Below are 20504 nucleotides of genomic sequence, written 5' to 3'. Positions count from 1 at the left end.
TTCTAGCTCATTGTCGAAGTTTATTTAAATGAACGCTCTTCTTTCGCCTTAGAATCACTGATTCAGTTTAAAAAAGATCAGGGATACACAACCGATTACGTGATGCTCTGTCCTAAAACTAAAGAACCTTTTTTTAATGAAAAACCACCTAGAGAACGACTTGTCGAAGCCATGAAAGCATGCAAAATACGTCATCGTCCTGCATACAATGCCAGACATACCTATGCAACAATGCTTCTTATGGACGGTGTAAATCCAATGTTTGTGGCAGATCAACTTGGGCATAGCTTACAAATGCTCATCAAGCGCTATACCAAATGGATTCATGGAGATAAAAATAAGCAAGAAATTGACAAATTAAGTGTGGCACGCACAGCGTAAATTCATCGATACCAACATCTCTTGGAATAAAAATGTGGCAAATATGTGGCAAATAAAAAAGCCACTTATATAAGTGGCTGATTTACAACAAGAATTTTGGTGGAGGTGGCGGGAGTTGAACCCGCGTCCGCCAGCATTACGCTCGAGAATACTACATGCTTAGATATCGTCTATTGTTTTAACTCTTTGTGACCCGACGAACAGGGTACAAATCGCGATCCTCTTAATTTAGTACAAAGCCCCGAGGCTTGACTTTATACGGCCTTGTGTGCGTGCGCTTCAGTCGGTCTCTCTAACCACAAGTATTCGGAGAGGCGGACAAGCTGCCCTTAGGCAGCTAGAGCGTATGATTCGTCGTTTGCGACTAAAAAATGCAAATTTGATTTACGAGAGAAAATGCGCTCTCGGCATGCATCTATGAGTTTCATCACCAGCGTCGAAGCCAGAAACACCCCCAAAGTACAAAGCGATCATAGCATAAATGTCAAAAATTACGACCTCTTTTCTGAACATTTACACAACTAGATGCGCTTAATTACATTATTGCGCTAATATTTTACTTTTCAAGTCGATTAAAAGAAAAATTTATGAGCTATTTACTTGCCCTTGATCAGGGGACGACATCCAGTCGTGCGATTATTTTTAACGAACATGGAGAGGTGCAGGCAACTGCTCAACGTGAGATCCATATCAAGACACCACATTCGGGTTGGGTGGAGCAAGATGCCCAAGAAATCTGGACAACGCAAATTGCTGTGGTGCAACAAGCACTGGCTTCTGCTCACATTCTAGCCAAAGACATTAAAACCATTGGGCTGACGAACCAACGAGAAACCACGGTCGTTTGGGATAAAAGAAATAGTAAGCCACTCGCCCCTGCTATTATCTGGCAAGATCGCCGTGCAACCGAATGGTGTAACCAGCTCACACAACAAAATTTGCAGGATAAAATTCATCATAAAACCGGTTTACGCATAGACCCGTATTTCAGTGCCGGAAAATTAGTTTGGTTACTGGAAAATGTAACTGGTTTACGCGAACTTGCCGAACAAGGACATGTGGCTTTTGGTACGGTCGATAGCTGGCTGATGTGGAATCTGACCCAAGGTGCAGAACATGTGATTGAAGCCAGCAATGCTTCTCGCACCATGCTGATGAACCTGCAAACTCAAACTTGGGATGAAGAACTGCTTGAGCTGTTTAATACTCCTCATTCCATTTTACCTAAAATCATTTCATCTGATAGCTACATTGCCGATACTGCACCTGGTCTGCTCGGTGCCAATATCCCGATTACTGGTATTTTGGGCGATCAGCAATCTGCCTTGTTTGGTCAATCCTGCTTTGAAGTCGGTACTGCGAAAAACACTTATGGCACCGGCTGCTTTATGCTGTTTAATACTGGCCATCAGGTGCAATTCAGTCAAAATAAATTGCTCAGTACACTCGCATGGCAATGCCAGGAGCAAACCACCTATGCACTGGAAGGCAGCGTATTTATGGCAGGTGCGATTGTGCAATGGTTACGCGATGGTTTAGGGATTATCCAAAAGAGTAGCGAAGTGGAAAAACTGGCTTGCCAAGTCAGTGATACCGATGGTGTCGTTCTGGTGCCGGCTTTTACCGGACTGGGCGCTCCGCATTGGGACAGTGATGCTCGCGCGCTACTGTGCGGGATGTCGCGCGGAACCAATAAAGCCCATATTGCCCGTGCAGCCTTAGAGTCGATTGCTTTTCAAGTGTCTGATGTACTCACGGCGATGCAGGCAGACATTCATCATCCCTTGAAAGAATTACGCGTAGATGGTGGCGCCAGCCAAAATGATATGCTGATGCAATTCCAGGCGGATATTCTTAATGTTCCGGTGCTACGTCCAAAGATGCTGGAATCGACCGCATGGGGCGCGGCAGCGATGGCGGGTTTAAAAGCCGGCGTATTTTCCAGCATGAACGATATTTCAGCGTCCTGGAAATTAGAGCGCGCCTTTGAACCGAACATGAATGCAGATCAGCGCCAAAGTCGTTTAAGCCAGTGGCAAACTGCGCTGAAACGTGCCAAGTCAGATCTCTAACATTGTGAAATATAGTCGTGATGATAAAAAACCGCTGAATTCAGCGGTTTTTTATGTTTTAGAGAATCAGCCTTAATGTGCGTGACCACCGCCATTCACACCCAATTTGGGCCTTGGCGCGAGCCAAACAATCAGTGCAGCAAAAACAAAAACCAGGGTTAAAATTAAAAACACATGATTGGCAGATAAAGTTAAGGCTTCCTTATCCACCAGACTGGATATATAACCCAGCGCCCCTTCTGAACTCATGCCACTTTGCATCAGGGTATTTTGCACTTCAGCCAGATGTAAATTGGAAACCATCTCGCTACGTGACACTTTGCTATGATCATCCCAAATCGTTACCGCAATTGAAGCGCCGATTGCTCCGGCCATGGTCCGCAAGAAATTCATCAATCCCGCGGCAGATGCCATTTCATGCGGTTGTACCGAAGCCAATGCCATATTCGACAACGGAATAAAGAAAAACGGTACTGCAAAGCCCTGTAAAATTTGTGGCCAGGCCAAGGCCATAAAGTCAGCATCGGTGGTCCAGAAAGCCCGCATTAAGGTCACTATCGCCAAAAGGCTCAAACCGAAACTGGCTAAAATCCGCTGATCATATTTGGTTGCCATTTTTGCCACAATTGGTGACATGAGCAAGCTACCCAAGCCCATAGTCGCCGTTAAATAACCGGCCCAAGTGGCAGTATAACCCAAGTTGATTTGCACCCACTGCGGAATCAGCACGATACTGGAGAAAAATGCACCAAAAGCGAAGGCTAAAGATAACACCGAGAAGGTAAAGCCGCGATAACGGAAGATCTGAATATTGACCACCGGATGCCGTTCGGTAAGTTCCCAAATAATAAACAGAATTAATCCCACTACGGTAATCACTGCTAAAGCACAAATAAAGGTGCTGTTAAACCAGTCATTTTCATGGCCAAGATCGAGAATTAATTGTAGTGCGCCAATCCATAAAATCAGCAAAAACAGTCCAATGGTGTCAATTCTAATTTTTGAAATTAAGGTTTCCGCAGGTTTCAACAAGCGCAGTGCAGCAATCGCACAGAAAATTCCGACTGGAATATTGATAAAGAAAATCCAGTGCCAAGACAGATTGTCACTGATCGAACCACCCAAAATCGGTCCAAGAATTGGCCCCACTACCGTGGTCATCGCCCACATCCCCATGGCCTGAGACTGCTTTTCCGGAGGGAAAATACGCATCAGCAAAGTTTGACTGAGTGGCATAATCGGACCACCAAACAAGCCCTGTCCGATTCGGCACATCACCAACATTTCCAAACTGGTAGATAAACCACAGAGAATGGAAAAAACCGTAAAGCCAATCAGACTAATGACAAACAGCCGTACCGTACCAAAACGTCCGGCTAACCATCCGGTCAGTGGAACACAAATCGCTTCTGCAACCGCATAAGAGGTAATGACCCAAGTCCCTTGGGAACTTGAAACCGCCAAACTGCCGGTGATATGCGGCACTGAAACATTGGCAATGGTCATGTCCAAAACCACCATAAAGTTGGCCAAAGCCAACACAAAGGCAGCAAGGATCAGGCGCCCCCCTTTCAGATCGCCAAATGATACGTAGTTATTGTTCATAAGCGACTACTTCGAAGCGAGGTTGATTTTCGCTTCCATCGATAAACCCACACGTAATGGATGTTCAGCCAGTTCTTTCGGATCAAGTGCAATACGTACCGGTAAACGCTGAACCACTTTAATCCAGTTACCCGTCGCATTTTGCGCAGGAATTAAGGCAAAGGCTGAACCTGTCCCCCCTGAAAAGCCCACCACTGTGCCGTGAAACTCAACATCATCGCCATATAAATCAGACGTGAGTGTAGCTTTCTGTCCGGCTTGTACCTTTGCCAGCTGGCTTTCTTTAAAGTTGGCATCGACATACAGTTTATTAATCGGTACCAGCATCATTAACACTGTCCCTGCGGCAACACGCTGCCCCACCTGAATATTACGGCGGGTAATCACGCCATCAAACGGCGCCTTAATTTCGGTTCGTTCCAGATCAAGCAAAGCCTGTTTTAAATGTGCCTGCGCAATCTGAACATCAGGCGTCGATGTTTCATTACTACCGCGAATCAAGGCTTCATTGGCTGCCAAGGTACTTTGCGCTGCTTTTTGACTGGATTGTGCCTGAGCCAAACCGGCTTTCGCCAAATCCAAACCGGCCTGAGCATTATTCACCGCACTCTGTGCAGTGCTGAGTTCTTCTTTAGAGATTGCACCCGATGCACTCAATTGGGTACGACGTGCCAAATCATCCTGCGCTTTATTCAGTTCAGCTTGGGCTTTAGCGACCTGAGCTTCTGCGCTGTGAATGCCATCATCGCTGACATAGACTTGTGAATTTAAGGCACTGCTGTTGGCTTGCGTCTGTTTGTATTGACGTTTTGCTTTCAGCAATTCTGCTTGCGCCTGTGCAACCGCAATTTCTGCATCACGATTGTCCACCCGAACCAAAATATCACCCTGTTTTACCGCTTGAGTATCACTCACCATAACCTGTGCAACTTGCCCATTTACCATTGAAGTAATGGAGGCGGTTTCTGCACCGACATAGGCATTATCGGTCGTGACTGAATGATTTAAAAACAATGCCCAGATAGCATATAGAATAGCTGCAATGATGAAAATCAAGGCTACAACAGTTAAAGCTTTCTTGCGTTTGCTTTTTAAGGCAGCATCCGAAATTTCTGGGTCTGGCTGTGGTTCTGGCAGGGTGTTTTGCGCATCTGTCATCGATTATTCCTAAATCCAACAGACTTGGTCACCACACATCATATTTGTCGTTCTGAGTGAGTAATCTAAAACGAACAGCTATGCAAGACACATCAATGTCATGAAATGGTGTCGATGAAAAAGTCATTTTTTATTTAATATTGCTGCGCATTTTAATGACAAAAAATCATGATGCGATAATAAAAATGTAACTCATCAGTCTTTAAAACCAATGCGGCACTGAATTTTTATTCAATGCCGAATCAACAGGTCCATTCTGCCTCTTGTTAGTCCAATGCCCTTAAAGCAAACTTAATAAGCATAAGATGCAATGGCAGTGGCAATCGGCTTATCTTCATCATTGACCAAGGTCATCCGCATGGTGCAGCCCTTACGCCCTAAACGTAAGGTTTCAGCGCGGGCAATAAAACATTTGCCACGACCTGGGGCCAAATAATCAACCCGCATATCTACCGTTGCCAAGCGAGTGACTTTTTTAATGGTGTCGGGCAATTGATCAGGTTCAGCCTTTTTATATAACTCGCCCATCGCAACAATACCGCCGATACTGTCCAAAATCGTCGCAGCTACACCGCCATGTAGAATTTGAAAGGCAACATTGCCAATCATAAAAGGCTGCATTTCAATATAGGCTTCAATTTGTCCATCAACGACACGCATGACCATCTCATTGTGTTTGAAGTAAGGAGAACTATTGAATGCATGACACAACTGCTTCAGGACAACATCGATATCCACTTTCGAGCCCAAATGAATATTTCCTGTCCAATGTTTATCTGAATTACTCATAATCTGCTCGAATACCTTAATTTGAGAAATAGCTCTTAACTTTTGCCCCAAAATTTTATTCTGGGGCTACAATAGCCATAGTTTAATACTGATCATTGAGATTGTTATGACTTATACGTTCAATCGTCCTGCATTTCCTGCGACTCGCATGCGCCGAATTCGAAAAAATGATAAATTGCGTTCTATGGTACGTGAAACCCAGTTAACGACAGATCATCTCATTTACCCAGTATTCGTACTTCCGGGGCAAAACCAGACCCAAAATATTCCAAGCATGCCCAATGTTCAGCGACTTTCTGCTGATCTGCTGTTAAAAAAATCAGAACGCTTGCTTGAATTGGGGGTTTCTAAACTCGCTTTATTCCCTGTAACACCACAAGAAGATAAAAGCCTAACTGCTGAAGCCGCTTGGGATGAAGATGGTCTGGTTCAAAACACCATTCGCCTGTTAAAAAAAGAATTACCAGAAATGGTGCTGATCACTGACGGCGCACTGGATCCTTATACCACGCACGGTCAGGACGGCATTATTGATGACACGGGTTATGTGCTGAATGATGAAACCGTTGAATGCCTGATTAAACAGGCTTTAAGTCATGCCGAAGCCGGTGCAGATGTGGTTGCACCCAGTGACATGATGGATGGCCGTATTGGCGCGATTCGTAATGCGCTTGAGACCAATGGTCATATCTATACCAATATCATGGCCTACTCGGCTAAATATGCCTCCAGCTTCTACGGTCCTTTCCGTGATGCCGTGGGTTCATCCAGCAACCTGAAAGGTGGCAACAAATACAATTACCAGATGGATATTGGTAACCGTGCTGAAGCATTGCATGAAATTGCACTAGATATTCAAGAAGGTGCAGATATGGTGATCGTGAAACCGGGTATGCCCTATCTCGATATCGTGCGTGAAGTGAAAGATACTTTTAGCGTACCAACTTTCGTTTATCAAGTCAGCGGTGAATACGCAATGCTGGCCGGTGCCATTCAAAATGGCTGGTTATCAGACGATGTGATTATTGAATCGCTGATGAGCTGTCGCCGTGCCGGTGCCGATGGCATCTGGACTTACTTCGCTGAAGAAGCTGCGCTTAAACTCAAAGACATGAAATAAGGATTAGTGGCGCAAGCGATGAAAGTTGCCATCATTGGAGCAGGCATTAGCGGTCTATTGTCTGCTTTAGAACTTGTGGAACAGGGATGTTCCGTGATTATTTTCGATCAGCAGCAAGCGGGAAAAGCTGCCTCCTGGGCGGGTGGTGGCATCCTTTCCCCCATGTATCCATGGCGCTATCCACGCGCGGTGAATCAACTGGCGCAATATGGTAAATCGCTGTATTTTGAATGGAATGAAAAATTAAAACCTGTCACGTGCATTGATTTTGAAATCCATGATACCGGCATGCTCATTTTGGATGAAAGCGATTTTGACATCGGACAGCGCTACGCCCAACAGTTTGATGAACCGATGCAGCAATGCCAACTGCTACAACAGCCGCAACTGCAGCAGATCAATCCGCATATTTCCGCGCAATTTAGCCAAGCGCTGTATTTCTCACAATTGTCTAATGTACGTAATCCACGCCTGCTCAAATCCATCATCAGCTATTTAAAACAGCATCCAAGCGTACAGTTCTATGAAAATACCTGGGTGGATCATTTTCATATTCAACAGCAGCGTGTGACCGCTATTCAGACCCAATCCGGCCAACAGATTCAGGCCGACCAGATCGTCATTGCGACGGGTGCATGGTCCGCGCACTGGTCACAACAATTGAATATAACCATTCCAGTCAAACCCATTCAGGGACAAATGCTGCTGTTTAAAACGCCTGAACAGTGGTTACCAACCATCTGCATGAATAAGGTGATGTACCTGATTCCACGTCAGGACGGGCATGTGGTCTGTGGTTCCAGTATGGATGAGCTGGGTTTTGAACATCGTCCCAATATGCAAACCCAACAGCATATTTACAAAGCATGTCTGGAGATGGTACCGGAACTTGAACAGTTTCCGATTGTGAAACAATGGGCAGGCCTCAGACCGGGTTCACCTACCGGTGTGCCCTATATCGGGAAAATGCCAGAGCTTGAGAATCTTTGGGCCAACTTCGGACATTTCCGTAATGGCTTATGTATGGGCCCTGCCTCGGCACGCTTATTACGACAGCTGATGCTTGAGCAACCCACATGTGTAGATCCTACCGCTTTTAGCACTCAGAGATTAAAATCTGACGTTTTAACCGCCCGCTAAAATATCAGCCAAAGCCAGTTTTAACGTAGGATATTTAAACTCAAATCCTAGCTCTTGCAATGCTTTCGGTTGTACATATTGACCGTTCAAAACCAGTTGCGCTTGCTCACCCAACATTCCCTTCAAAACAAAAGCCGGCAAACAGAATAAAGGTTTACGATGCAGTTGCTGTGCAGCTATTTGAGCAAATTGCCCTTGGGTTATTTTTTCTGGACAAACCACATTAAAAATTCGTGTGCTGGTTTCATTTAACATCAGAAATTCAATCGCACGCAGCACATCCTGAATATGCACCCAAACCACGGGTTGCCGCCCATGTCCAATTCGCCCCACCATATTCAGTTTAATGGGTAACAGCATGCGTGGCAGAATGCCTCCATTCTTGGCAAATACAATACCGAAGCGCACGATTTTAGTATTCTGTTGCTGAAAACTTAATGCCGCCTGTTCCCATAGCTGACACAGTTCCGACATAAAAATAGATTGTGGCGCAGACTGTTCGGTACAAACTTCTGACCATTGTTCGGTCGGATCAATGCCGTAATAACCAACGGCAGAACCCGAGATAATACGTTTCGGAAAAATCTGTCTTTTTTCTAAATAGCGGTACAGCTGATGAGTGGTATTAACCCGACTCTCAATCAGTTGCTGCTTTCGTGTTGCTGTCCAGCGCGCCTGACCAATATTTTCACCGGCAAGATTAATCACATAATCAATTCGATCAGTTTTAAGTTCATCAAGACTCTGAACCCAGGTGAGATCTGGATGATTGGATATCTTATTCTTCTGGCGAGTCAGCCCAATCACTGCATAATCACGCGATAATAAATAAGGCAGTAGATGCGAACCAATAAAACCACTTGCACCTGTTACCAGTACGTTTTCTTTTAGCATTCGACCACCTCACTTGAGTATTCTTATCTATAAAACAGGATGATTTTTAATTCAAGCGTATGGCATTTTTTTAACCAAACATTTTTTTCGCCATGCGTTGTGCCTGTTTGCCATAAAACCAATAGGTCAAAATATAAAGCGGAATGGCAATGAGTAAAAACATAATCAATACGATGCTCATAAATTGCGGATTTTTCAGATACAGCAGAAAATTCTGCCAAACCTCGGGATCGCCTTTGGCAAAAATTAAAATCCCAAGCAACAAAAATGCAAGGTTATAACCCCAAAAAATCAGACTGAAGCCTAAAGTTATTTTTTTTCGTTCTTGCTCGCTTGGTGCACGTTGTTGTTGTTTTAAAAATTTATAAAGTACTAAAATCATTGCAGTTAGATAAGGAACAATGGTGAGAATACCGCCCATGCCTGTAGGCAGTAAAGCTGCCAATATTCCGCAGATACAGGTAAAAATAAAACAGAAAAAGAAAAACCATAAAAAATATCGACTTAGTGACACCGTATACCTGCATAAACAACTTTTAGACTACCAGTATAGAAAAAAATGAGGTTTTTTTCATTTTATTGTCAACCAATCTGTAAACTGCTGCGTTATATAGGGTAAGAAGTTCATAAACCCGTTAATTTGTACCGGCATCCACAATATTTTCGGTGAACTTTTCCTAAAGCAATAAACTTGGTTTCAAGTTTTAGTACGGAACAGCAGCCCAAGCTAAATCTTGCAACAGATTTTTTTGACCGACGATTTCATCATCACTCGAATCGTCGGTCTTTTATTTTCTAGAGTCTATTTTTCTTAGATCTACATTGCATGTACTAATTTAGATGAATAGTGTGATGCTTCAGTTAACTATCAAAATAATTCTAATTATTCATCTATTAGCTAAAACTATTTCATTCCAAAGATTAACTTTAAGCCTAATAAAGTCATCACGCCACCAGCAATACGGTCAAAAATAGCTTTAAATTTTAAATATACACGGCGTGGTTTTTCTGCTGATAAGGCAACTGCGACCAATGAACACCAACCTGCATCAATAAAGAAACATAGAATGGGTAATACAAAATAATAATAAGCTGGAATTTCTTTAGGTAATAGTGCTGTAAAAATACTGGCCAGCACAATCGCAATTTTTGGATTTGAAAGTTGAGTAATGAGTCCGGTACTAAAAGCCCGGCGCAATGACATTTGAGAGCTTGTATTATTATTGGCTTCAATGGGGTCTTTGGCATGTTTAATAATTTTGGCAGCCAACCACAGCAAATATAAACCGCCACAGATTTTTAAAATCAGATACGCTGATGGCACTGCCAACAAAAATGCCTGTAGACCCAGCACCGCCAATAAACCAAAAATAGCCGCTCCAGTACCTGTACCTAAAGCGGTAAACAGACCATGTTTACGTGAAATAGCGATTGAATTTTTGGCGACATAAATCGATGTCGGTCCAGGACTCATTGCGCCTAACATAAGAGCAAAGGCGATTGAGCCCAAAATCCAAAATGATTCCACGTGAAAAGCCTTGTATGAATTAATTTCGTGATAATTTTACAATTTTAAAATTTGAATATCTCGCTATTTTTCTCAGGTTTTTCGCAATTTCACCGAATAATTCACTAAGATTTTCTTTAATCCCCCATAAAAGCATTTCATAGGCGAAATAAGACGATCATTTATTTTAAAGCAGATGAACCAGGGACAAGCACTCCTGCTGAAAATCGTCCACAAAATCGACTTTTAGCACGACTAAATCCATAACAAGCTACAGGTAAACAAAGGTACAAGCAAAAAACTAAAGATGAATCGTAAAACTGAAAATCAAACCGACCATATCCCGTCCCTCTTAAAAAGAATTTTATAATATTGCGTACTGGCAATCCTTACTTTTCAAGTCTCTGAGTATTTTCACTTGCACTGAGCTGCGTAAGACGATAATCATGATCATTCACGGGCATACCACCAATAATCATCGTTCTAACTTCAGTTTTCGGCTTGTTATAGTCATCTTTTGCATCACATGCTGTCAGCAACAACAGTAAGCAAACCGATAAACCTACGGATAGTTTTTTCATCACATATCCTCTTTTTTCATCATTGTTATATTTTCTAGCTTAGCACCAATGTGTATTTTTTAATCATTTTTTTATGTTTTTAATTCAACTATTTAAGATATTTTACAAATAAGTATCGATCGTAAATCTACAATATACAGAACTGTCCGTTAAAAATTTATTTCAATTAACTGAGTTATAAAAATTGAATGCCATTACAGTCACATGTCTGTAGCTACTTTTGTAGATACACACTCTCAAGCAAATAATATGACTGTAGATAAAAATATTTTGCGTACAATACGATTGAATATTCAGGGATCGTGATGAAATGTTTGATCAGATTGCACAGTCAGTGGCCTACCAAAAACTTAATCTTGCTGCTGTTTCAGTCACGGTTAAGCGATTAGATCAAATCCATCCGCAAATTTCCGGCAATAAATTTTTTAAACTGAAATACAACTTTCTTGAGGCACAAGAACGAGGTTTAAATAAAGTCCTGACCTTTGGCGGGGCTTATTCCAATCATATTGCTGCAACAGCATATGCAGCACATTTATTTGGCTTCAAAAGCGTGGGGATCATTCGTGGTGAAGAACTGGCCGCCAAAGCATTAAACTCGACTTTAGCCACGGCGCAACAGTTTAGCATGCAACTGCATTTTGTTTCGCGTGAACAGTATCGTTTAAAAGATCAGCATGAATATCTTGCAACATTGAACCAACAATTTCCTGAATATTTTATTATTCCTGAAGGTGGAACCAATCCGCTTGCCATTCAAGGCTGCAAAGAAATTCTAAATACCGAAGACTTACAAAATTATGATGTAATCTGCTGTGCTGTGGGTACAGGTGGAACTATTTCAGGAATCATTGAAGCGAGTGCAGAGCATCAAACTATTCTCGGTTTTTCAGCCTTAAAAGGTGATTTTCTGCAGCATGATGTAAAACAATGGACAACAAAGCAAAACTGGAAAATTATCGATACCTATTGCTGTGGAGGTTATGCCAAAACCACGCCTGAGCTTTTACAATCCATGCAGTCTTTTGAAACCGAGCACAATATTCCTTTAGAACAAGTTTATACCGCCAAAATGATGGTCGGTTTATTTGATTTAATTGAACAAAATTATTTTCCACGTGGCTCGCGTATCTTGGTGATTCACACTGGCGGCTTGCAAGGTCGGCACACTGGCTAAGATCAAGCCTGAAATTAGCAGTAAAATTGTCTATAATGCCCTGCTTTTATCTCCCGTGAGTTGTCCCATGTCTACAAATCAGTACGATGTCATTGTTTTAGGTGCAGGTGCATCAGGTCTGATGTTGGCATATATGGCGGCACAACGTGGTCGTAAAGTCTTGGTGGTTGAAAAAGCCAACAAAGTCGGTAAAAAAATTCTGATGTCTGGTGGCGGTAAATGTAACTTCACCAATCTATATGTCGAACCTGAAAATTACATTTCACATAATCCACACTTCGTGATTTCAGCGCTGACTCGTTATACCAACTGGGACTTTATTGGCTTGGTGTGCGAACACGGTATTGAATATGAAGAGCGCAAACACGGACAACTCTTTACCTTAAACGGTGCCAAAGAAATTTTAGCCATGTTATTGGCTGAATGCGATAAAACCGGCTTGGTCGATATTAAAACCAGCTGTGAAGTAAAAACTGTGACTCCTGCTGAGGGTCAGGGTTTTCAAGTAGCAACGTCTATGGGTTATTTTCAAGCTGAATCTGTAGTGGTGGCAACCGGTGGTTTATCGGTGCCAACCCTAGGAGGGTCTGGGATTGGTTATGAGATTGCCAAACAGTTTGGGCATCATGTCCATCCCACCCGTGCAGGTTTAGTACCTTTTACTTTTTCCGACCAATTCAAAGAAGTTACTACCCGTTTAAGCGGAAATGCAGTAGATGCGACACTCTCCAATGATTTAAACAGTTTTACCGAAGCCCTGCTGTTTACCCATCGCGGTTTAAGTGGGCCAAGCTCACTGCAACTTTCTAATTATTGGGATGTCGGTCAGCGCTTTAATATTAACTTCCTGCCTTATATCGACCTGGTTGATTTCTTTAAATCGAAAAAAAGCAGTCAACCGAAAGTTTTGCTGCGGACTTTGTTAAATGAGCATCTGCCTAAAAGTGTAGTACTGGAATTACAAAATTTAATCTGGGCTGAATCGGCAGATATGCCAATTGGTAATTTGAGTGATGAAAAGCTTGAACAGATTGCTCAGCGCTTGCATGCTTTTGAAGTTAAACCATCCGGAACTGAAGGTTATCGTACTGCAGAAGTGACTTTAGGCGGTGTGGATACCACAGAAGTTTCATCCAAAACCATGGAAAGTAAAAAGCAGAAAGGTTTATATTTTGTTGGGGAAGTTCTTGATGTATCCGGTCATTTAGGCGGTTTTAATTTTCAATGGGCATGGGCTTCTGCACATGCCGCATCGCAATATGTTTAAAAAATACCAATTATTCTAAATAATCAGTATGTAATAAACGAACAGGTTTAGCCTGCTGTAAACGAGCAATTGTGATCTCCATTTTCGCAATTGCTTGTGCTTCAGATGAAGCTTCAGCAACGTTCAACATAGTCGCAAGTGACTTAAAAATTTTATTTAATAACATCATGATCTCCTTTTATTATTACCATTCATACATCCAGGTATGATTCTCAATATTTCACTCACATTAATCTAAATGCTTATATTCTATGAAATAGTTGATTTATAAATAGCATAAAAAGCCAAGAAAAACGATCATTTTTTAGCTATTTTTTCATTTTGGTTTTCTTGTGACTTATCTACTGAATAATCATGCTTTACTTGTTTATGTGCTTGCTTCGCTCTAGCAAATACAAATTTATAGGCACTAATAAAGAAACCTGCAGTAATTCCTGCAATCACAATCGGTGCAATAAATTTATTCGGTTCTTTTTTTGACATCATGATCTCCTTTTGAATATTAAATAAAAGACCGACCACATTGATGTGATCGGTCTGCTACAAAACTGATAGGTTATTTAGGGTCATCTTTAGGATGAATATCAACATCTTGTACAGGTTCGCCTGTTGAACCATACGGATTATTTAATGGCTTATTTTCGGGATTGACCTGTAGACCATTATCAGATGGAGTAAGACGCACCTCATTGGTTGATGTTGAACTCTCTACGATTGTCGATGGAGGTGGTGCGCTTGAAGATGTTTTAGGGACATCCGGTTGATAATCTGGATTAGGATATTTTGCTTTCTCTTTGGCTTGATTAATCAAGTCAGTCAATACACGCTCAGCAGGCTGACGACCGCCTAAACCAAAGGCCAAAGCAAATGCCACTGCCACTGCACCCAGCGTTAAACCAAAGGCAAGATTCACGATAGAATCGGCAATACCCATTGCACGTAAGCCCATAGCAATCACTAAGCCCATAATCAGGATACGAACCAAGTTTGCTAACCATCGTGAACTGTTATATTCACCACGTCCAATGACTTTCGCGACCAGGTTTGCTAGCCAGAAGCCGATCATCAAGATAACAGCACCCAGTAAAATATTGGCACCGAACTGGATAAACATCGAAATAAGCACACTCACCTGTTCAAAACCAAGTCGGTTTGCCGCTTCCGATACTGCAAAAAGCATGGTAAAGAAAACAATCATGTAACCCACAATGCAAGACACTTTAGTGGTGCCTAAAAAGCGTTGTGCATCCATTTTGGCAGGTAATTCATCAACACCTGTTCCAGCCAATACATCAACCACCAAATTGGCCACGAAACGTGAAACCACATAAGCCAGAATTAGAATTAGACCAGCCGCAATAATATGCGGGATGGCATTCATAATCTCGTACAACATCGCAGTCGCGGGTTGTGAAATGGCCTGAATACCTAAGGCTTCAAATGCAATGATGAGGGAAGTAATAATAATGATGGCGAAGACAAATGAACCTAGCATTTTTGGCAAATTAGAATTTTTTAAGAAACCAATTTTTTGCGCCTCATGTTGCAAATTCAAACTGCTAACCAAACCTTCTACAATACCGCGTACAATTTTTGCCAAGATATAACCAACAAAAACAATAACAGCAGCAATAAAAATATTGGGTAAGAATGAAACGACTTCATTCACCATATTTTGTATAGGGAATAACAGACCGTTGAGACCTAAAATAGACAATACAATCGGTAGGAATAACAATAAAATTAGCCAATAAACAATTTCGCTAATATTTTTGCTGATTGGACTGACACCGACATCGGCACTCAGTTTTTCATCTAGCTTGGTACGGTCAAGCAGTTTTTGCATGCCTACTTTGACTAGATTGGCCACAATCCAGCCAATAAAACCAACTGCAACTGCAGCTAAAAGTTGTGGAATAAACAACAGGAATTGCTGAACCATATTACTAAATGGTCCACTCACACCGGTAAGATTAAGCACATTTAATGCGCCTATGACCGCAATGATCATCACGATCCAAAACACGACACGCGATACAATACTTTCAATATTTGAGCGATGTCCGGTTGCACTTGAAAGTCTTTGATTTGTTCCTATTTTTTCTAAAACTTTTTTAACTCCTGCTGCAATAATAAGAGCAAGAATCCAACCAATCAATAAAATAGCAACAGCGGCTAGAATGGGATGGAATTGATTCCAGTAATACATGGCATCAAATTCTCCTCCTCTAGGGCCTCCAGAAAAATATTCATTCATGTTGTATTTCCTCTTGTTATTACTTATTGAAGTCTTACGGCGATGAATCGCTTTATTATCTTGACTAAGTTATCTTGACCAAGCCTATTGAGCGTGAGCCGAACCAAAAATCACGAGGTTAAAAACACATTAGAATTTGCTTATTTTTTATTCAATACAAACCATCACAAATACAACAAAAGCGCACACTAGATTGCACAAAAGCCCTAGTCTTTTCAGACTAGAGCTTTAATAAAAAGATAATTTAAGTTTTCAGTTAATAGTCTTTTGCAGTGGCCGTATCTTTATCGGTAGCAACTGCTTCATCACCCGATGTACCAGTTGTCGTATTATTCGGTGTCGCGGGTTGGGCTGAAGGATTAGGATGTCCAGGAGGGGCATCTTTAGGGGTTGGTTCCTTATCCGCAAACATATAAGCCAGTAACGCAATAAAGAAAACACCCACAAGAATTAGAATATAAACAGGCAAACGTTTCTTTTGCGATCTTTCTTCTGGGGTAATTACATGAGGTGGTTTATTGAAATCATGTGTCATATTCCTATCCCCTCTTTTTTGTCATGTCCGTATTTTTATATTAGCAATACTTCTTATTCGGTTATGTGTAAAAGCATAGTGACATGGTGAATACATGTAAATTTCCTTTAAACGGCTTAAGCTTAAAAAATCCGTTTTGGATTGGCTTGGATGGCTAATTCTACAACCATTTCATGTTCATCTTTCAGTTTGACACCAGAGAGTTGCAACTGTCGTGACTTTCTCATCAGTGCCATTAAACGCTGAATGGCAATTTGTTCAGACAACCCGGCAGGACGTACATTGGAAATGCAATTACGCATCGCATCATGGCAACCTCTATAGGCATTCCAGGTGTAGTAAATTCCCATACTGTCGGGTGAACTCAAACCTGGACGTTCACCTATCAGCATCACCAGCATTTTGGCATTTAGAATCTGGGCAACTTCATCACCCAAAGCTACGCGACTTCCGGTTGCAATCACCAAAGGCGCAACAGACCAAGCCTCATTGATACAGGACTGGTGTAATTCTGCAATGAAATGCGCTGCATTATCTTCAATGGCACGTGCGGATAAACCATCACCCGCCACAATCACCACGTCATATTCAGTTTGATGTTGCAGTTGATATTGCTGTAATAATGTTCTAGATGAATCTGACAGTACTCGACCTAAATCCGGGCGTTTTAGGTAAGTATCTTTATCTTCTGCGCAACTGGAAATATGCAAAATATCGGTGTTCAGTTTTGCCAATTGCTCTTCTAAAGCTTGAACATCGAGTACTTTTAAAACGGCATCTTTGGCCTGCGCGTGTGAAAGCTGGAATTCCAAGGAAGGTTTAGTCGGTAAACTGCCACCGACTCGACCTAATGCAATACGGGCATCGGTAAACTGTTTCAGTTGTTCCCATGCATTTTGCTTCAGCTCTGGTTGAAATTGAATATCGTATTGAACTGTCATCATCAAATCCTCGACTCATGACATGATTAAACGGGAAAACTTTTCCGGCAGCTGGCTTGGCCATTGCAGTTGTGATGCCTGCAGTTTCAAAATTCCCTGTTGCTCGAGCCAAGTTGTAAACTCGGGTGCAGGCTGCAAACCTAATAATTGGCGAATATATAAAGCATCATGAAAAGAGGTGGTTTGATAATTCAGCATCACATCATCCGAACCCGGAATGCCCATAATGAAATTAATTCCGGCATTGGCCAACAATGTGAGTAACACATCCATATCGTCCTGATCGGCATCGGCATGGTTGGTATAGCAAATATCACAGCCCATCGGCAGACCCAGTAATTTGCCACAGAAGTGATCTTCCAGCCCTGCCCGAATAATCTGTTTTCCGTTATATAAATATTCAGGGCCAATAAAGCCCACTACGGTATTGACCAGAAAAGGCTGATACTTTCGGGCCACTGCATAGGCTCTGGCTTCCATGGTTTGTTGATCCACCCCATGATGGGCATTACTGGATAATGCACTGCCCTGTCCGGTTTCAAAATACATCACGTTCTGACCGACCGTACCCCTTTTTAAACTTAAAGCGGCTTCATGGCCCTCCTGCAACATGGCTAAATCAATCCCGAAAGCACTATTGGCGGCTTGTGAACCGGCTATTGACTGAAACATTAAATCGACTGGAATATTTTTATTGACCAGCTCTATGCCAGAACTGACATGAGTCAAAACACAGGACTGGGTCGGTATCTCATATTCATGAATAATATGATCCAGCAGTTTCAAGAGTTCTGAAAGATTTTGCAGATTATCGGTAGCCGGATTAATACCTATCACGGCGTCACCATTGCCATACATCAAGCCATCTAAAATACTGGCGGAAATCCCGAGTAAATCATCGGTGGGATGATTCGGTTGTAATCGGGTCGAAAGCCGTCCTTCCAAGCCAATGGTGTTCCGAAATTTGGTGATCACCTGGCATTTCTTTGCGACCAGAATCAAGTCCTGATTACGCATAATCTTGCTCACTGCAGCCACCATTTCAGGCGTCAGCCCCGCTTGTAAATGTTGTAATTTTTCAGTGTTGGCATCTTCACTGAGTAACCAGTTGCGAAAGTCTCCTACGCTAAAATGTGAAATGGGATAAAAAGCCAGTGCATCATGTTCATCAATAATTAAACGGGTCACTTCATCCTGATCATAATCAATTAAAGTTTCTTGCAGAAATTGCTTGAGTGGAACATCCGCCAGACACATCTGTGCTGCAACCCGTTCCGTTGCATCTTGTGCTGCAATTCCAGCCAGATGATCACCTGAGCGTTCAGGCGTGGCTTTTGCCATCAATGTTTTTAAATCTGCAAAAACATAATGATGATGGGCAACATTGATTTGATACAGCATGATGCATTGCTCCTGATTGTATAATTATTATTTCAGTTCCTGTTCCGCAGCCTGAATATTGGCAAACTCTTCTTCTGGCGTTCCGGCAACCAATTGATTTCTGCTATATAACAAGAAATAAACAATAAATGCTGCATAAATTGCTGCCGCCATCAGCCAGACTTTAGGGTCAACCACAAAGCCTGCCACGACCGCGATAGCTGCCAGAACCAAAGCAATAGATGCTGTGATGATGCCGCCCGGCGCTTGATAAGGACGTGGCATATCGGGTTTTGAAATTTTCAGTTTGATGTATGCCATCATCATCAGCACATAAGAAATGGTTGCACCAAAAACAGCCATCAAAATAAGCAGATCGCCTTCTCCTGTTAAAGACAGCATAAAACCAATAATACCCGGAATAATAATCGCCCAATGCGGAGCATGGTTGTTATTTGTTAAAGAGAGTTTTTTCGGTAAATAGCCGGCACGTGACAGCGCGAAAACTTGACGAGAGTAGGCATAAATAATCGAGAAGAAACTGGCAATTAAACCTGCCAAACCCACAAAGTTTACAAAGCCTGCAAGCCAGGTATTTTCACCATAGACCGCTTTTAAAGCATCAACCAGCGGTGCACCTGAATTTTTTAAAGTATCCGCACCCGCTGCACCAGTCCCTAAAACCAAAATGCTTAATGCAAAAATGGCTAGGATAACCATAGAACCAATTAAACCACGCGGTAATGATTTATGCGGCTCTTTGGCTTCTTCAGCCGCTAAAGGTACACCTTCCACCGCCAGAAAAAACCAGATTGCATACGGTACTGCCGCCCAAATCCCTAAATATCCCAAAGGTAATAATGAGCTAGATCCTGTTGCCTCAGTATTTACTGCAATGTTGAATAAATTGTCACTATTGAAATATGGCGCCATAGCGAAAATAAACACCAATAAGGCAACAGCAGCAACGGCTGTAATCATAAAGATGATTTTTAAGGCTTCACCTGCACCTTTTAAATGCATTCCCATAAATAGCAAATAACAAACCAGATAAATAACCCAGCCACCAATCCCAAATAAAGACTCGCAATAAGCGCCAATGAAACAGGCAATCGCGGCAGGAGCAATGGCATATTCCATGAGAATGGCAGTTCCTGTGAGATAGCCGCCTAAAGAACCAAATGCAGTCCGCGCAAAACTGTAACCACCACCCGCTGTGGGTAACATGGTCGACATTTCCGACATAGCTAAACACATGCACAGGTACATGAATGACACAATGATGGTGGCAATAAACATTCCGCCCCAGCCACCTTGAGCCAGACCGAAGTTCCAGCCGGCAAAGTCACCCGAAATCACATACGCTACACCCAGACCGACCAATAACAACCAGCCGACTGCACCTTTTTTTAATTGTCTTTGGGCAAAGTATTCTTCTGCTGTATTTCCCGCTATCGGGGTATTCTCGATGACATCTTTAACATCTGACATACACACCTCTTATTTTATCTAATCAATAAGAGAGTTATGCATAAGCCATACCAATTTTAAAATTTGGTAAAAAAATGCATGAAGCGACTGGAGTATGAAAATAAATGAAGGGGAATTTTTATCTTTAATCTTGAATGAAGATGAATCTGGCTTTAGGTGCTGAAACAGCTAAAATGAGCTATAATTATGCACCTTGTTTTTCATGCTGC

General features: G+C 42.1%; 19 protein-coding genes, 1 other RNA gene and 1 pseudogene. 6 read left to right on the top strand and 15 right to left on the bottom strand.

Annotation, left to right across the window (positions count from 1 at the left end):
• Positions 1-15: 15 nt before the first annotated feature.
• Positions 16-381, top strand: a pseudogene (locus tag HLH16_RS05275) (site-specific integrase); the annotation flags it as partial.
• 97 nt (positions 382-478) lie between these two features.
• Here HLH16_RS05275 and ssrA read toward each other — a convergent pair.
• Positions 479-837, bottom strand: a transfer-messenger RNA (tmRNA) gene (gene ssrA / locus HLH16_RS05270).
• 131 nt (positions 838-968) lie between these two features.
• Here ssrA and glpK point away from each other — a divergent pair.
• Complete coding sequence (glpK, locus tag HLH16_RS05265) at positions 969-2453, top strand: glycerol kinase GlpK (RefSeq protein ID WP_171528533.1); 1485 nt, start codon at positions 969-971, stop codon at positions 2451-2453.
• Between the two features lie 72 nt (positions 2454-2525).
• On the opposite strand, the gene HLH16_RS05260 is transcribed toward glpK, so the two are convergent.
• The 3 genes from HLH16_RS05260 to HLH16_RS05250 form a co-directional block, all read right to left on the bottom strand.
• Positions 2526-4058 (bottom strand): DHA2 family efflux MFS transporter permease subunit, encoded by a 1533-nt coding sequence (locus HLH16_RS05260; protein WP_171528532.1) that lies wholly within the window; start codon positions 4056-4058, stop codon positions 2526-2528.
• A gap of 6 nt (positions 4059-4064) precedes the next feature.
• Positions 4065-5216, bottom strand: coding sequence for an HlyD family secretion protein (locus HLH16_RS05255; protein ID WP_171528531.1), 1152 nt, complete (start codon positions 5214-5216; stop codon positions 4065-4067).
• Between the two features lie 291 nt (positions 5217-5507).
• Positions 5508-6005: a thioesterase family protein gene (locus HLH16_RS05250; RefSeq protein ID WP_131292076.1), complete on the bottom strand. Its 498-nt coding sequence runs from the start codon at positions 6003-6005 to the stop codon at positions 5508-5510.
• A 106-nt stretch (positions 6006-6111) separates the two neighbouring features.
• Here HLH16_RS05250 and hemB point away from each other — a divergent pair, with 106 nt between their 5' ends.
• Both hemB and thiO read left to right on the top strand, forming a co-directional pair.
• Entirely contained in the window at positions 6112-7125 is a 1014-nt protein-coding gene (gene hemB, locus HLH16_RS05245) for a porphobilinogen synthase (protein WP_171528530.1), read from the top strand.
• A gap of 18 nt (positions 7126-7143) precedes the next feature.
• Entirely contained in the window at positions 7144-8265 is a 1122-nt protein-coding gene (gene thiO, locus HLH16_RS05240) for a glycine oxidase ThiO (protein WP_171528529.1), read from the top strand.
• Here the strand turns inward: thiO and HLH16_RS05235 are convergent.
• The 4 genes from HLH16_RS05235 to HLH16_RS05220 form a co-directional block, all read right to left on the bottom strand.
• A complete protein-coding gene (locus tag HLH16_RS05235; RefSeq protein WP_171528528.1) occupies positions 8251-9159 on the bottom strand; it encodes a TIGR01777 family oxidoreductase in 909 nt (302 codons plus the stop codon). The two genes, thiO and HLH16_RS05235, sit on opposite strands and share 15 nt — an antisense overlap.
• A gap of 70 nt (positions 9160-9229) precedes the next feature.
• Positions 9230-9673, bottom strand: a complete 444-nt coding sequence (locus HLH16_RS05230; RefSeq protein WP_171528527.1) for an ABZJ_00895 family protein — start codon at positions 9671-9673, stop codon at positions 9230-9232.
• Between the two features lie 390 nt (positions 9674-10063).
• Positions 10064-10687, bottom strand: a complete 624-nt coding sequence (locus tag HLH16_RS05225) for a LysE family translocator (protein ID WP_171528526.1) — start codon at positions 10685-10687, stop codon at positions 10064-10066.
• A gap of 368 nt (positions 10688-11055) precedes the next feature.
• Positions 11056-11247, bottom strand: a complete 192-nt coding sequence (locus tag HLH16_RS05220; protein WP_171528525.1) for an NF038215 family lipoprotein — start codon at positions 11245-11247, stop codon at positions 11056-11058.
• Between the two features lie 310 nt (positions 11248-11557).
• Between HLH16_RS05220 and HLH16_RS05215 the strand changes: the two genes are divergently transcribed.
• Positions 11558-12424 carry a 1-aminocyclopropane-1-carboxylate deaminase/D-cysteine desulfhydrase gene (locus HLH16_RS05215; protein WP_171528524.1) on the top strand — a complete coding sequence of 289 codons (867 nt, stop codon included), beginning with the start codon at positions 11558-11560 and terminating at the stop codon, positions 12422-12424.
• A 67-nt stretch (positions 12425-12491) separates the two neighbouring features.
• The gene (locus HLH16_RS05210; RefSeq protein ID WP_171528523.1) at positions 12492-13691 is read left to right on the top strand and encodes a BaiN/RdsA family NAD(P)/FAD-dependent oxidoreductase; all 1200 of its coding nucleotides are present in this window, start codon (positions 12492-12494) and stop codon (positions 13689-13691) included.
• Between the two features lie 10 nt (positions 13692-13701).
• Here the strand turns inward: HLH16_RS05210 and HLH16_RS05205 are convergent, their stop codons facing one another.
• From HLH16_RS05205 to eat, 7 genes are all read right to left on the bottom strand, one after another.
• Complete coding sequence (locus HLH16_RS05205) at positions 13702-13860, bottom strand: hypothetical protein (protein ID WP_171528506.1); 159 nt, start codon at positions 13858-13860, stop codon at positions 13702-13704.
• Between the two features lie 128 nt (positions 13861-13988).
• Positions 13989-14174: a hypothetical protein gene (locus tag HLH16_RS05200; RefSeq protein ID WP_171528522.1), complete on the bottom strand. Its 186-nt coding sequence runs from the start codon at positions 14172-14174 to the stop codon at positions 13989-13991.
• 73 nt (positions 14175-14247) lie between these two features.
• Positions 14248-15948, bottom strand: coding sequence for a mechanosensitive ion channel (locus HLH16_RS05195; RefSeq protein WP_171528521.1), 1701 nt, complete (start codon positions 15946-15948; stop codon positions 14248-14250).
• A gap of 256 nt (positions 15949-16204) precedes the next feature.
• Positions 16205-16483, bottom strand: coding sequence for a hypothetical protein (locus HLH16_RS05190; protein WP_131292058.1), 279 nt, complete (start codon positions 16481-16483; stop codon positions 16205-16207).
• Positions 16484-16605: 122 nt separating this feature from the next.
• Complete coding sequence (eutC, locus tag HLH16_RS05185; protein ID WP_171528520.1) at positions 16606-17424, bottom strand: ethanolamine ammonia-lyase subunit EutC; 819 nt, start codon at positions 17422-17424, stop codon at positions 16606-16608.
• Between the two features lie 15 nt (positions 17425-17439).
• On the bottom strand, positions 17440-18825 hold the full coding sequence (locus HLH16_RS05180; RefSeq protein WP_171528519.1) for an ethanolamine ammonia-lyase subunit EutB: 1386 nt from the start codon (positions 18823-18825) through the stop codon (positions 17440-17442).
• Between the two features lie 27 nt (positions 18826-18852).
• Positions 18853-20295, bottom strand: a complete 1443-nt coding sequence (gene eat / locus HLH16_RS05175) for an ethanolamine permease (RefSeq protein WP_171528518.1) — start codon at positions 20293-20295, stop codon at positions 18853-18855.
• Positions 20296-20504: the final 209 nt, after the last annotated feature.

It is taken from the genome of Acinetobacter sp. ANC 5378 (genome assembly GCF_013004315.1).
Classification (GTDB): Bacteria; Pseudomonadota; Gammaproteobacteria; order Pseudomonadales; family Moraxellaceae; genus Acinetobacter.
This window is presented reverse-complemented; position numbering and strand designations above follow the sequence as displayed.